Origin of the sequence: Paenibacillus sp. FSL W8-0426, assembly GCF_037969725.1 — a bacterium.
Classification (GTDB): domain Bacteria; phylum Bacillota; class Bacilli; order Paenibacillales; family Paenibacillaceae; genus Paenibacillus; species Paenibacillus hubeiensis.
In genome coordinates this window covers 2,063,906-2,077,690 of sequence record NZ_CP150203.1, presented here as the reverse complement: position 1 = coordinate 2,077,690, position 13,785 = coordinate 2,063,906, and the positions used below count along the sequence as shown (strand labels likewise).

The window sequence follows — 13,785 nt, the reverse complement described above, 5'->3', positions numbered from 1 at the left end:
ACGCCTGACTTACATTTTTTTGCGAATCCAGCGGCTGAACGCGAAGAAGAACACCCGGGTCATCGGGCTCTTCTTCATCAAACGCTTGGATACGGCGCGAACTTCCTGCTGTTCGCTGACTTTGGGATCAGACAGGTAAATGGCCAGCAGTCCCTCGATAATCATTCGGTGGAACGAATTCCCCGGAATGTTCCGCACATCGCTGCGTGCCATCTCCACGATAAAAGCAATGCGGTCCAGCATGGTCTCAACATGATCGTAATAATTGCAAAAGTTGAGATCTCCGCCCACACGGTCCTCATCCTGGTCGATCAAATAATCAAGCAAGATGTGCAGTGCGCACACATGCGGGAAGTAGGCTCTATGAATCAAAGCAGCCTGCTCTTCCGTCAGGTGCCCGTCGCTTGCAGCCAAGAATAGCATGAAAACGCCCAGCGTGGAACCGGTCGCGGCAGCAAATTCGTTCCAGCGCAGCTGAGGCGTGCGGTGACGATGCTTTGACCACCATTCAAGCAGCGCCGTTTCTCTCAGCTCGGGTTTGATGTGCTTATATACCTGCAGGTCCGTGTATAGACCTGCCAGATCCTGAATTTGAGGTTTGGCGGCCTCGTAGCCGGGCAACTGGCGCGTCAGCTCCTGACACCGCGTCACCAAGGAATGAAGGTATCCTCCGTCATCCTGCTCCTCGCGAAGCGCGTAATAGTTGACAGGCGAAGCCTCCGGGTTAACCGCATCAAGCATCGATTGATGAAGCAGGCGAAAATCGCCGGGATCCATCGACGTGCTGCGATCACATAGATTGTCCAAATAATCACTAATGGTTTGATAAGAAACGATAAGCGGGATCAGAATGTGCCTCTGGTTCATGTCGGGCAAGGCATATACCGTGCCCCCTTCGCAGTGAAACTGCTTGTCCCTGAGGCTGGCCAAGGCTTGATTGCGCAGCTCCTCGTTCGGAATGCGCTCCGCCGCTGCTCTCCAACCGTCCAGTTCCTTCCGGGTTTCCGGAATGGTGTTCCTGTACACCTTCCTCATCAAATCGAGCGGTCCCCGCGGATATTGATGGCGGCTTTGATTGAATTGGCTCAAATTAAATGTGCCTCCACTTGATTGAATACGTAATAAAGCGATTTTAAACCACTACTATTATAATATGATCCCCCTAATTGTACAAATGATCTGCCCTGCCGGCACGGCAAAAAATCGCATCCACTGCATAAGCTTTGTGGTATACTAACTTTATTTCATCCATAAAAGGAGTCGTTGACATGACGTCAGGTGAACCGCTCTCATGGAGACGGTTATTTGCTTTTTTCGTGCCGCTCGGCATTTCCGCCTCTCTCGTCACCATTTCTCACGTAATCATTAACAGCACGCTGGCGCGCTCGGCGCACCCGGAAACGGTCATTGCCAGTTATGCAATCGCCGGAAGCCTGCTGACCTTAACCGAGCGCCCTTCCACTTTATTGCGGCAAACCTGCTCTGCGCTGGTTCGTGACCGCCTTTCTTTTCAGGCGCTCGCTTTCGTCACGAAAATATTTTTGGCCTGCGTGCTTCTGATCGGTTTTGCGATCGTGTATTCCCCCGTAGGAACGCTCGTGTTCAAATATTTGTTCGGCGTTAGTCCCGACCTCTTGACCAAAGTCATCGATGTATACGAGATCCTGATGTATGTCAGCATATTTTCGGTCATCCGTAACATCTATCAAGGCATCATCATTACGAATAACCGCACGAAATGGCTAACGTTCGGCATGTTGTTCCGGCTTGCCGGCATGTATGGACTTTCCCTCTATTTCATCTATACGGATATCATTAACAGCGGTCGTGTAGGCGCTATCATTTTTGCGGTCGGCATGATTATTGAGGCGTTGGTTAGTTTTGTCGAAGGAAACAGCATCAAACGGAACATGCCTGCCAAATTGGAAGATCATCCGGTAGAAACGAAGGGGCAAGTATTTCGCTTTTACAAACCTTTGCTCCTGTCCAGCTTCGTCGCGCTGTTCATCGGCCCGGTCATTAACATCGCGCTTGGCAAAACGACGGGCATCGCACTGGCGATCTCCTCCTTTGCGGTAGCAAGCAGCCTGATGCAGCTCATGCTGAGCTTCTTTACTTATATTCACCAGATCGTGCTGAACTTCTATGAGGTCAATGCCACGCTCGTCAAAAAGTTCGCGCTCGTCACGGGCTTCGTTCCGTTTGCGATGACGACGTCTATCGCCTATACGCCGCTAGGCCCATGGGTTTTGGAACATATCATGAGCGTGGAAGGCAATCTGCTGGAACAGAGCTTATGGACCCTGCGCGCCTTTGTGCTGTTTCCGCTGATCTCCCCGTTCCTGGATTTCAGCAACGGCCTCATTTTGCTGCGCGGGCAGACCAAAACGATGTTCCGATCCCAGGCCGCCAATGCAATATGCACTATGATTGTTCTGCTTATCCTGATTAACCTGTTTCCGTCCTGGAACGGCATGATCGGCGCCATCGCGCAATCCCTGGGTCTGTTTGCCGAACTGGTCATCGTGTGGCTGGTCATCCGTCGCACGCAGCAGGAGCCTACGATGAGATCGGCAGGCAGGGGCGGAAAATCCTCCGCCCTTTAGGAACAACGGATTTCAACTACGAGATTGGAGTATGTCAACCATGAATTCAAGTCCTCTCGCCCGTCCGGATCAAAGCTGGCTGCGGGCACTCATGTTCACCATTTTCGGGTCCACCGTGCTCGTTGTGTCCTATTTCCAGCTGTTTTTCAGCCATCTGGGCTTCAGCCGGGCCGAAATTGGCTACCTGTATGGAATCGGTCCGCTCATCTCCGTGTTTTCCAACATGTTTTGGAGCATGGCCAGCGACCGATACCAAACGGTGCGGAAAGTGATGATCATTTTGCTGGCCGGGCAGTTGATCATGGGTGTGCTGCTTGCCAATGCAACAACGTTTGGCGAAGTGTTCGTCCTGGTCACCCTTTTTTATTTTTTCTATTATCCGGTCTACCCCCTGGCTGATACGATGGCGATCACCACGGCCAGCAAATACGGCAAAAACTTTACGTCCATTCGGGTTTTTGGTTCGATCGGGTATGCCTTCTTTGCATTGGCCATCGGATATTTTCTCGGCTCCTTCGGACCGGGTTGGACGATGTGGATATGTATTGCCATCGTGACAACCACGCTGCTTATCGGATTCAAGCTTCAGGATCAGCCTGTGGCGAGCAGCAGCAAGATGGAGCTTTCCGGGCTATGGTCGATTCTGAAGAGCCGGGAGGTATTGCTTTTTTTCGGCTGTACCTTCCTGCTTGCCCTGGGCCACCGAATGAACGAAGCCTTTCTGACGATCACGCTTAAGGAACTCGGAGCGAACGAAGGGGTCATCGGCTGGTCCCTGCTCATTGGGTCCGTAAGCGAAATTCCCGTGTTTTTGCTGCTCAGCAAGTACGGCAACCGCTATAAAGAGCTGCCTTTGCTTGCTCTTGCCGCACTGATGTACACGATCCGGCTGTTCTTGATGTCCATGGCAGATACGCCCGCTACCGTCATCATGGTTCAGTTTCTGCACAGCTTGACCTTCGGCGTTTTCTATGTGACCGCTGTCCGCTACATTACTCGGCTCGTTCCCGACAATTACCGGGCGACCGGCATGGCCCTGTTCACGATTGTATGGTCCAGCGCATCAGGACTGCTCAGCGGCACATTGGGCGGATTGCTTCTGGAACATGCCGGCAGGGAAACGTTTTATTTGACGGCGATGGCTTTTGCATTCGCCGCCCTGATCGGATTCGCGCTCCAACTGTTCTTCCACATGCTCCGCCGCACGTAATCGGGTGGGGCTTGGTTGAACCGAACCAAAAAAAGCACAGCCACCCATAAGGGAGACTGTGCTTGATTGCTAATGTTCAGCTATCGGTCAATCATTTATAAGAGATCCGCCGGGCGGATAGATCTTACAATTTAATTACGTTAGCTGCTTGAGGACCACGGCTTCCTTCAGTGATTTCGAATTCAACCGCTTGACCTTCCTCCAAAGTTTTGAAACCGTCGCCTTGAATTGCGGAGAAATGTACGAATACGTCCTCGCCGCCTTCAACGGAAATAAAGCCATAGCCTTTTTCTGCGTTAAACCATTTAACTGTACCTTTCAAATGAACAACCTCCTAAAAATATCACCATCTGTGGTGAATACCATCATTATACTGTATGACCATGCACATTGCAATTTATCTTTTCCAAAGAATGCGAAAAAATTTGCTTTGCATCTAAGGGTACGGTATCATTTTACCAAAACCGTAAGTTTGGAGACGACCTATGATCAAAAAACATGAAATATACAAAACCGACAAGTGGAACATGATGACCGTTGAAGTGCAGGGCAAATATTTGGTGCTGCGCGAAATTTCCGACCAGTGGGGCGAGGAATGCCATACGTTTCTGAGCCGTCCTGCCTTGATGCAGTGGGCCGAACGCCGCTTCCCGAAAGAAGATTTCGAAAACCGCGAGGAAGAATGGCAGCGTCTGATGGCCGCCTTCAAAGAGGTTTGATATGCAGCTTGATTCAAGCAATGCGTTCATCTTCATTATTCTGGCCTTCTCCCTCGGGATCGTACTGATCCTGGGGCGGGAGTCCATCCCGGCCAAGCTGAAACGGGGCATGGCCCTCATTGCTACCCTCATGATCGGCTTCGCCTTTTTTCTGATCGTTTACTTCTTGTTCAACATGGGCGCTTGACGCTCCCAAATATTTCAGCGATCCTCCGGCCATACTATTCGGGTATTTTACCGACGAGGAGGAAACCGCTTGAAATGGCGAAACACGTTGCTCGTTCTGATGGCGTTCAGTCTGATCCCTTCGCCTCTCCCCGCACAAGCGAACGTGGCAAGGACAGACCGGCCCATACATACATCCCTTCCATTATCCCAACAAAGGAGGATTCCCATGAGTCAATTATTGAAACGTTCCGAGGTGCCGGCTGAGCATACATGGAAACTGGAGGACTTGTTTGCAGACCAAAAGGCTTGGGATCAGGAATATGAGGAAGTATTTGCTTTAATCAAAAAAGCCTCCGAATTCCAGGGAAAGCTGAACAAACCCGAATCGCTGAAGGCAAGCTTTGAGCTCGAAGACGAAGTCAGCCTGAAGCTGGAGCGCTTGTTTGTCTATGCACGCATGCATCAGGATGAAGACACCGCCAACCCTACATACCAGAGTCTCTCCCAGAAAGCTCAGAAACTGAGCGTCAAGGTCGGCGAAGCGCTTTCGTTCGTAACGCCTGAAATTTTGTCCCTGCCGGACGAACAGCTTGATGCCTTCATTGCCAACGACGATCTCAAACCCTACCGATTTACGTTACAGGAAATGAAACGCGAAAAGGCGCATGTTCTCACCCAGGCCGAGGAAGCTTTGCTGGCCCAGGTGGGGAACCTCTCGCAGGCTCCGTCAACCATTTTCAGCATGTTGAACAACGCCGACTTAAAGTTCCCGAAAGTGAAGGACGAAAACGGCAAGGAAGTCGAACTCACTCACGGCAGCTATATCCAATTGCTTGAGAATCCGAACCGCGAGGTCCGGGAACGTGCCTTCAAAGCCGTTTACGAAACGTACGCCAAACAAAAGAATACGATCGCCGCAGCCTTAAATGCCAACGTAACCAAAAACATGTTCTACGCCAATGTGCGAAAGTACCCTTCCGTGCTGGAAATGTCCCTATATGGCGACAACATCCCGAAAGAAGTGTATACCAATCTTGTGGACACCATCCACGAAAGCCTGCCGCTGCTGCATCGGTACATGGAATTGCGCAAAAAGCTGCTTAAGGTCGACGAACTGCACATGTACGATCTGTTCGCCCCGCTCGTGGACGAATACAAAATGGACATCACCTATGATGAAGCGAAGAAAATCGTGAAAGAAGGGCTAAAGCCGCTGGGCGAGGATTATGCCTCCGTCCTGCAATCCGGATACGACGATCGCTGGATCGACGTGTACGAAAACGAAAACAAACGGTCGGGCGCTTATGCTTGGGGCGCTTATGGCACGCACCCTTATGTATTGCTCAACCACAAGGACAATTTGAACAGCATGTTCACGTTGGCGCATGAAATGGGCCACGCGCTGCATTCGTATTATTCGGACAACGCGCTGCCTTACCGTGATGCGCAGTACACCATTTTCTTGGCCGAAGTCGCTTCCACGACCAACGAAGCTCTGCTGATGGATTACTTGCTCAAAAAATCGACAGATCCGAAAGAAAAGCTGTATTTGCTTACTTATTATGCGGACCAATTCCGCACCACCGTATTCCGTCAAACCATGTTTGCGGAATTCGAGAAAATCATTCATGAACGTGCCGAGCAGGGCGAGGCTCTTACGCCGCAATTGCTGTCGGAAATTTATTATGACCTTAACGTCAAATATCACGGAAACGGCATGGTCGTTGATAAAGATATCGAGATGGAATGGGCTCGCATTCCCCATTTCTACAACAGCTTTTACGTTTATAAATACGCAACAGGATTCTCTGCGGCAACCAGCTTTTCCAAGCAAATTCTTGAGGAAGGCCAACCTGCGGTAGATCGTTATCTCGGATTCCTGAAAAGCGGCGGCAGCGACTTCTCCATCAACATCCTTAAAAAGGCAGGCGTGGATATGTCCTCGCCGCAGCCGATTCGCGAAGCCATGAGCGTTTTCAAGGAACTGATCGAGCAGATGGAACAGCTCACCAAGTAAGGCGGACCCCTGTTTGAACGGTTTGAAACGGTTCATCCCTTGCCCTTGTCGGGCAGGGGATTTTATCATCGGATCAGACTGCAAACGTTCAGGACCCAGGAAAGAATTAAAATGCTGCATAGCCTTTCCTTCAAGGAAAAGGACGGTCCTAACAAGGAGGCAACATCATGAAAATGCAATGGTCCCTCATTGCAGGTCTCGTTTTTGCATTATTAACTGGCATTTTTGCGGTGATTAACGTCAACGCCGTGAAGGTCAACCTGCTGTTCAACACGTTCCAGATTCCGTTGATTCTGCTCATTCTCGGCTGCACGCTGATCGGCGGCGTTATCGTGGGATCTTACGGCATTTACCGCCAATACCGGCTTCAGCGCGAAAACAAACAATTGAAGCTGCGTATTACCGAACTAGAACAATCTGCGGCGAGCCCATTCTCGCCTGATTCGTTTGCTTCCGCGGAACCATCTCAAACAGCTGCTCCGATCGGAACGGAGGATCCAGATTCCTTGCATAAAAAGGAGTAGGGATTTAGAGCGGAACAATACATGGTAGCACTCGAAGCAGCCTGCCGGGTACTTGGTGATGCACTGCATTTCCGCCTGCCAGGCTGTGTTTCTGTTTTTTAAATTGTGAGTTTCAATGAAGGAGGACAAATGACCCATGCATCATACCATCGATGAATCATACGTATTGAATTTTTTGAAAACGTTGTTGGACACTCCTAGTCCCAGCGGTTATACCCATCATATTATCGATATGATCTGCAAGGAAGCCCAATCTCTAGGCATCGAATCCAAACTGAACAACAAAGGCGGCGCCATTCTGCGTTTGCCCGGGCAAGACAACAGCAAAACGATCGGCCTCAGCGCACACGTCGATACGTTGGGTGCCATGGTCCGCTCCATTACGTCCTACGGCACGCTCAAACTGACTTCGGTTGGCGGATTTACCATGCACAGCATCGAAAACGAATATTGCACGATCCATGCCCGTGACGGCAGAACGTATACAGGCACTATCCTTACGCTGCATCCTTCGGTCCATGTCTACCCTGACGCCCGCACGTTCGAGCGCAAGGAAAGCCATATGGAAGTACGCATCGACGAACTCGTGAACAACAAAGAGGACGTTCTCGCGCTCGGAATCGGCGTCGGGGATTTTATTTCCTTTGATGCCCGGGCCGTTATTACGCCAAGTGGTTACATCAAATCGAGACACCTGGATGACAAAGCCAGCGTAGCTGCACTGTTCGGCTTGTTGGAATCTTCCAAACGCGAGGGTTGGAAGCCGGCGCATGACGTTCTTTTGCTCATTTCGAACTATGAGGAAGTCGGTCATGGCGCCGCGCACATCCCAGCGGAGATCAGTGAAATGATCGCCGTTGATATGGGCGCCATGGGGGATGATCTGAGCTGCAAAGAAACCGACGTTTCGATCTGTGCCAAAGATTCTTCCGGGCCTTACGATTATGCCATGACAAGCCGTCTGATTGAATTGGCCAAAAAAGGCGGCCTGGATCATGCCGTCGACATTTATCCGGATTACGGTTCGGACGCCAGCGCAGCGCTCCGCGGCGGCAACAATATCCGCGCCGCACTCATCGGTCCAGGCGTTCATGCTTCCCATTCCATGGAGCGTACGCACAAAAATGCGGTACTGAACACGGCAAGGCTGCTAACGGCATATATCACAACCCCTTAAGCCCCATAATATCGCGACGATATACACCGCAAAAAAGGATGCCTACGGACTTTTCTTATTCCGTTGCGGCATCCTTTGCTTTTGGAAAAATAAATCGACACCACGCTGCGCATTCTCCCCCACGCACTCCTCATATCAAATGTTTCAAATCAAGTCCTATAGGTCGGAATAGATCCAGGGAAAAGGTACAAAATTTCTGCTGAGCGCCTTACTAGCGGACAATGCAAAAACACCTTCCTGCTCAGTGCGACAGCAAAGCGGCGCTTGATCAGAAAGGTGTTCATATCGGTTTATGCCCCGAACAGATGGCATCCTTGCTTCAAATTCGTGTCCGTGGTTACGATTTGCTCTGCTCGATCTGTTCTGCAAGTTCGTTCAGGTAGGTCCAGCGTTCCATCAATTGCTCCAAATGCCGTTCGGCTTCCGCCTGCTCAGCCATCAATTCCTGCAAACGGGCGGAATCGCTAAAAGCTTCTTCCATGGCCGTATTGATCCGCGCGATGTTGGCTTCCGCCTTTTCGATATGATCATCGATCTGTTCATATTCGCGCTGCTCCTTAAAGCTGAACTTCAGCTTCGGCTTGGAAGCGGAAGCAGGCTTGACGTCAGCCGTTTCAGCTTGTGCCTTGGCACCGCCTGCGGCATTTTCCAATCCCGCCGGGGCCGGGGCATTACGGGCCATCCATTCCGCGTATTCGCTGTAATCGCCCACATGCACCCGCACTACGCCCGCGCCTTCGAAGGCCAACACTTTGTCGATGGTCCGATCCAGGAAATACCGATCATGGGATACGACAAATACGACGCCCGGGAAATCGTCCAGGTAATCCTCAAGCACGGCCAACGTCTGAATATCCAAATCATTGGTCGGCTCATCCAGCAGCAGTACGTTCGGCGCACCCATCAGCACGCGCAGCAAGTAGAGCCGCCGCTTCTCCCCGCCCGACAGGCGCGAAATCGGCGTCCACTGCGAGGCAGGAGGGAACAGGAAACGCTCCAGCATTTGCGAGGCGGTGATAACCGAACCATCGGCTGTTTTCACGTTCTCGGCCGCCTCCTTGATGTATTCAATCACGCGCAGGGATTCATTCATCTCCTGATGCTCCTGCGTGAAATAACCCAAGTTCACGGTTGGTCCGAGGACCACTTCGCCTTCATCCGGCTCCAGCTTGCCGGAAATCATCTGCAGCAAGGTAGACTTGCCGCTGCCGTTGGGGCCAATAATGCCCACCCGATCGCCGGGAACGGCAATGTAATTCAGGTCGCTGATCAGCTTGCGATCTCCGACCGATTTGGAGAGATGCTCGATCTCCAGAATTTTTTTGCCCAACCGCGTGGAACCGACGGACACATCCATTGCCCCCGAACGCTGGATGCCCTGCTGGTCTTTCAATTGTTCGAAACGGTCGATCCGCGCCTTCTGTTTGGTCGTACGCGCCTTGGCACCGCGCCGAATCCACGCCAGCTCCGTGCGGAGCAGGTTTTGCCGCTTCTGCTCGGAAGCAACCTCACGCTCCTCGCGTTCAGCCTTCAGTTCCAAAAAACGGGTGTAGTTCGCCTCATAGCGATACAAACGGCCATGGTCCAATTCCAGCATCACGTTCGCTACCCGGTCCAGGAAATAGCGATCATGCGTAATCATAAGCAGCGCGCCGCGCCGTTTCTGCAAATATTGTTCCAGCCATACCACCGAATCGTTATCGATATGGTTCGTCGGCTCGTCCAGAATCAGCAGTTCGCAAGGATGAATAAGCGCTGACGCCAATGCCACCCTTTTGCGCTGTCCACCGGATAAGGTCCCCATGCGTGCATCAAACTGCCGGATGCCCAATTTGGACAAAATGCTTTTGGCTTCGCTCTCCAACTGCCAGATCTGGAGCTGTTCCATCTGCTGGTTCAGTCGCAGCAGTCTTTCCTGCAAAGCCGTGTCGGAAGGATGAAGCTCCAGCAGCTCCATCGTTTCCGTGTAATCGCGCACGGTCTTCATCTCCGGGCTGTCACCCTCAAATACTTGCTGCAGCACCGTATTATCCGGGTTGAAGTCGGGATTTTGTGCCAAAAACTGAATGCGCACGTCATTGCCGATCGCGATCTGCCCTTCGTCGGGTTGTTCAATCCCGGCAATGACGCGCAAAAACGTAGATTTCCCCGTCCCGTTTACGCCGACAATGCCGATTTTGTCCTGGTCGTTCAAGCCGAATGAGGCATCCTTAAACAATATTTTTTCGCCATAGCTCTTGGAGATTTGCTCCACAGTCATTATATTCATGCTCGTTACCCACTTCTCCGTAAATTAGTTGATGGTGTCCCCGCTCCACTCATGCTTGCAAAAAAGAACGGCACCCATCCAGGAATAATGCTGCCGCAAACGCAATCCGTCTGTTCAGATCCTCTTCGCCGAACTCGGGATTCAGCATGATATCCATTTTCAGGCGGTCAAGAATGCCGATATAAGCTTCTGCCAGCAACACAGGGTCCGGCACGCCTGCCCGCTCCAGCACCTCGCGTACCACGCCCATGTACTCGCGCATGAACCCTTTCATGAACTGCATCAGATCCGGATCGTTGTTCGGGGCCATAAAAAACAGCTTGGTATGATTGCGGCGTTCATAATAATACGTCAGATGTGTTTCGGCAATGGCCCCAAGCTTGTCGCCCGTGCTTTCATGAGCTTCCAGCGCTCGGCCCAGACGGCTGATGAATTCATTGCAGTCCCTTTTCGATACGGCCACAAATAATTGCTCTTTGCTTTTGAAATATAAATAAATCGTGCCTTTGGCGATACCCGCATCGTCCGCGATATCGGACATCTTGGTTTCGTAAAATCCCTTCGATCCAAATATCGTGTATGCCGCATCCAAAATGGCTTCCGATTTGTCTCCCTGCACGCTGCTCAAAATGCAACTCCCCCTATAGCGCAAAAATGTTCCCTAATCCAATGGCCACGCCTGCACCGACAAGGGAACTGATTACGTTCACCAGATCGTTGCTCATCCATGACCAGCCTCGCGCTCGCACCGTATCATGCCCGCAATGCGTTCCAACCTCCACGTCGCGCCCACATACGGTGCAGCGATACATACGCTGCACGGTTGCTCCCAGATAGGAATCGGCAAAAGCCCCCGCAAGCCCGCCGACCAGTCCCGTACATATCCAGCCCAACACATGAGCATGTTCCATGCCGGCCATCCAGCCAAAGAAGGAGGCTCCCGCGCCGATCATGGCCCCGCCTGCAGCAGCAGCAGTGGTGCCAAGCATCGATACACCTCCGGAAGCTCCGGGTGTCAGCACCTTCCATGTCAGCACGGAACGAGGAGGCTTGCGGCTTAAACTACCCAGTTCAGTCGCCCAGGTATCGGAGGTAACGGTCGCCATGACACCGATGAACGCATACAACCAAGCCGGATGCGGATACAGCCAGTATGCAAGGCAAAGAATCATGCCGATGCCGCCATTGGCCATGACTTGTCCCGCGTCACGATTTCCCGTTTTGGCGTACGATTTCTCCAGCTCCTGCTTGCGATCCTTTCGATACTTCGAAAGCATCGTGGAAGTGATGAAAAACAGCAGCAGCGTACCAAACCAAAACAAATTCCCCGCGCCGTAATAGATGGTTCCCATCATGACAGCCGCAAGCGCTCCCGACAGGGTAAGCGATTTTTTGGCATAGGCGGCGCCCGCTACAATAAAGGCGCACACGGCGCCGATGATCCAGTCCATATGTTCTCCTGTACGTCAGCATGCGTTAAATGCAACGGACGCTCTCCCATTTTAAAAGTTGATCAACAGTACACTGATTATAACACGGTTTCCCGTGATGCCGAAATGTTGATGAAATGCCGCAAAACCAAAAGGAGCGCCTTCGCGCTCCTTGCAGCTTTGTTCCCGTTATAGACAGATCACATGTTGGTGTCCTCTACTTCAATGCGATGGAACATTTGCCCACCGTTTGGCCATTCCAGCCCAATTCCAGCACGTCTCCTGCCGTCGTTGGTCCCACCCCTTCAGGTGTTCCGGTAAAGATCACATCACCAGCTCCCAGGCCATAATGATGGCCAACATAATCCACGATGTCCTGCAAGCTGAAAATCATGTTGCGGATGTTGCCGCGCTGCACCGTTTCCCCATTTTTGGTCAGCGTAAAGTCGCTTTCCAGCAAGTCTTTCACCCCAGGAAAAGGCTGAAAATCGGTAATCGGCGCCGAATTGCGGAACCCTTTGGCCGCCGTCCAAGGATGGCCTTTTTGTTTAATTTTGGACTGTACGTCCCGAAGCGTGAAATCAATGCCAAAAGCATAAGCATCGACAAGCTCATCTACCTTGACTCCCGGCTCGTAGCTGCTTCCGATGCGGATGACCAGTTCGGCCTCATAATGGATTTCACCTTTTCCGGCCGGCAGTTCAATGACCTCTTCAGTCATGGGGATGACCGCGTGGGAAGGTTTCATGAAAATCATCGGTTCGTCAGGAACGGCATTGCCCAGTTCTTCGGCATGAAGTTTATAATTGCGTCCTACACAGTATACGTTGCGAATATTTGTCAGCATGAATACAACCACCTTTGTCGGATTCGTTATGCAAAGCTTTGCCTCTAACGTTTGATAAACCGGTCATGCGAATCACGGAAAGCTACCTGCCACGCATGCACATCGTTTGTGCAGATCATCACTTCCGGATCGACCGCCGCGAGCTGCTGCATGACGGCCGGATCGTCCACCGTCCAAGCCATGACTTGGATGCCTCTGCTCCGCAAATCGTTCATCATGCTGCGATTGACATGGGAGTGTCCAATAGACAGAAAACTGCACTTCATTTCCTGCAAACGCTCGGGAAGATCGGCTGGATAGGCATCAATGATCAACCCGGTCCTAATCCCGGGGTCAATCTCCTTTGCTTTGATCAAAGCCGTCGGTTCGAAGGAGGTCAAAACAACGTCGTTCTGCATATGACGCTTCTTCACCTCTCGAATGACCGCTTCCGGCAAATCGGGGTACATGTTCCCTACCGTCTTCAATTCGATATTGAGCCGTACTTTGCCGCAGCAGCGATCCAGCACTTCCGCCAAAGTCGGTATGCGCTCCCCTGCGTATTGTTTGCTTTTCCATGATCCGGCATCAAGCGATGCCATAGTGGAGCGATCTGTCTCCCGGACCAAACCTTCGCCATTTGTCGTACGTTCCAACGAAAAATCATGAATGACGACGGGAACACCATCGCGCGACATTTGAACATCCAGCTCAATCCATTGCACTTGCGGCTGCTCCATGGCCAGCAAAAAGGCCGCCATCGTGTTTTCGGGCGCTACCGAGGAGTATCCGCGGTGCGCGACACATATGTTTTTCACTAGGTTTCCCCCTAAAATGAT

At 51.6% G+C, this 13,785-nt stretch carries 14 protein-coding genes; 7 read left to right on the top strand and 7 right to left on the bottom strand.

Annotation, left to right across the window (positions count from 1 at the left end):
• Window positions 1–9: 9 nt before the first annotated feature.
• Window positions 10–1,089: a tetraprenyl-beta-curcumene synthase family protein gene (locus MKY59_RS09570; RefSeq protein ID WP_236418143.1), complete on the bottom strand. Its 1,080-nt coding sequence runs from the start codon at window positions 1,087–1,089 to the stop codon at window positions 10–12.
• Between the two features lie 179 nt (window positions 1,090–1,268).
• Between MKY59_RS09570 and MKY59_RS09565 the strand changes: the two genes are divergently transcribed.
• Both MKY59_RS09565 and MKY59_RS09560 read left to right on the top strand, forming a co-directional pair.
• On the top strand, window positions 1,269–2,606 hold the full coding sequence (locus tag MKY59_RS09565; RefSeq protein ID WP_339277268.1) for a multi antimicrobial extrusion protein MatE: 1,338 nt from the start codon (window positions 1,269–1,271) through the stop codon (window positions 2,604–2,606).
• Window positions 2,607–2,646: 40 nt separating this feature from the next.
• Window positions 2,647–3,816 (top strand): MFS transporter, encoded by a 1,170-nt coding sequence (locus tag MKY59_RS09560; RefSeq protein WP_339277267.1) that lies wholly within the window; start codon window positions 2,647–2,649, stop codon window positions 3,814–3,816.
• A gap of 124 nt (window positions 3,817–3,940) precedes the next feature.
• On the opposite strand, the gene MKY59_RS09555 is transcribed toward MKY59_RS09560, so the two are convergent.
• Window positions 3,941–4,138, bottom strand: a complete 198-nt coding sequence (locus MKY59_RS09555) for a cold shock domain-containing protein (RefSeq protein WP_236418149.1) — start codon at window positions 4,136–4,138, stop codon at window positions 3,941–3,943.
• Between the two features lie 163 nt (window positions 4,139–4,301).
• Here MKY59_RS09555 and MKY59_RS09550 point away from each other — a divergent pair, with 163 nt between their 5' ends.
• From MKY59_RS09550 to MKY59_RS09530, 5 genes are all read left to right on the top strand, one after another.
• On the top strand, window positions 4,302–4,535 hold the full coding sequence (locus tag MKY59_RS09550) for a hypothetical protein (protein WP_236418150.1): 234 nt from the start codon (window positions 4,302–4,304) through the stop codon (window positions 4,533–4,535).
• Window position 4,536: 1 nt separating this feature from the next.
• Window positions 4,537–4,722, top strand: a complete 186-nt coding sequence (locus tag MKY59_RS09545; RefSeq protein WP_236418152.1) for a hypothetical protein — start codon at window positions 4,537–4,539, stop codon at window positions 4,720–4,722.
• Window positions 4,723–4,929: 207 nt separating this feature from the next.
• Window positions 4,930–6,720: an oligoendopeptidase F gene (pepF, locus tag MKY59_RS09540; RefSeq protein ID WP_339277264.1), complete on the top strand. Its 1,791-nt coding sequence runs from the start codon at window positions 4,930–4,932 to the stop codon at window positions 6,718–6,720.
• A 167-nt stretch (window positions 6,721–6,887) separates the two neighbouring features.
• Complete coding sequence (locus MKY59_RS09535) at window positions 6,888–7,244, top strand: lipopolysaccharide assembly protein LapA domain-containing protein (RefSeq protein WP_339277262.1); 357 nt, start codon at window positions 6,888–6,890, stop codon at window positions 7,242–7,244.
• A 136-nt stretch (window positions 7,245–7,380) separates the two neighbouring features.
• Window positions 7,381–8,421, top strand: coding sequence for a M42 family metallopeptidase (locus MKY59_RS09530; protein WP_339277260.1), 1,041 nt, complete (start codon window positions 7,381–7,383; stop codon window positions 8,419–8,421).
• 337 nt (window positions 8,422–8,758) lie between these two features.
• Here the strand turns inward: MKY59_RS09530 and MKY59_RS09525 are convergent, their stop codons facing one another.
• The 5 genes from MKY59_RS09525 to MKY59_RS09505 all read right to left on the bottom strand — a co-directional run bounded on the left by MKY59_RS09525 (window position 8,759) and on the right by MKY59_RS09505 (window position 13,764).
• Window positions 8,759–10,690, bottom strand: coding sequence for an ABC-F family ATP-binding cassette domain-containing protein (locus MKY59_RS09525; RefSeq protein ID WP_339277258.1), 1,932 nt, complete (start codon window positions 10,688–10,690; stop codon window positions 8,759–8,761).
• Window positions 10,691–10,739: 49 nt separating this feature from the next.
• Entirely contained in the window at window positions 10,740–11,318 is a 579-nt protein-coding gene (locus MKY59_RS09520) for a TetR/AcrR family transcriptional regulator (protein ID WP_339277256.1), read from the bottom strand.
• 13 nt (window positions 11,319–11,331) lie between these two features.
• The gene (locus tag MKY59_RS09515) at window positions 11,332–12,141 is read right to left on the bottom strand and encodes a DUF92 domain-containing protein (RefSeq protein ID WP_339277254.1); all 810 of its coding nucleotides are present in this window, start codon (window positions 12,139–12,141) and stop codon (window positions 11,332–11,334) included.
• A gap of 196 nt (window positions 12,142–12,337) precedes the next feature.
• The gene (locus MKY59_RS09510; RefSeq protein ID WP_236418207.1) at window positions 12,338–12,967 is read right to left on the bottom strand and encodes a fumarylacetoacetate hydrolase family protein; all 630 of its coding nucleotides are present in this window, start codon (window positions 12,965–12,967) and stop codon (window positions 12,338–12,340) included.
• 44 nt (window positions 12,968–13,011) lie between these two features.
• A complete protein-coding gene (locus MKY59_RS09505) occupies window positions 13,012–13,764 on the bottom strand; it encodes a glycerophosphodiester phosphodiesterase family protein (protein ID WP_339277253.1) in 753 nt (250 codons plus the stop codon).
• Between the last annotated feature and the right edge of the window lie 21 nt (window positions 13,765–13,785).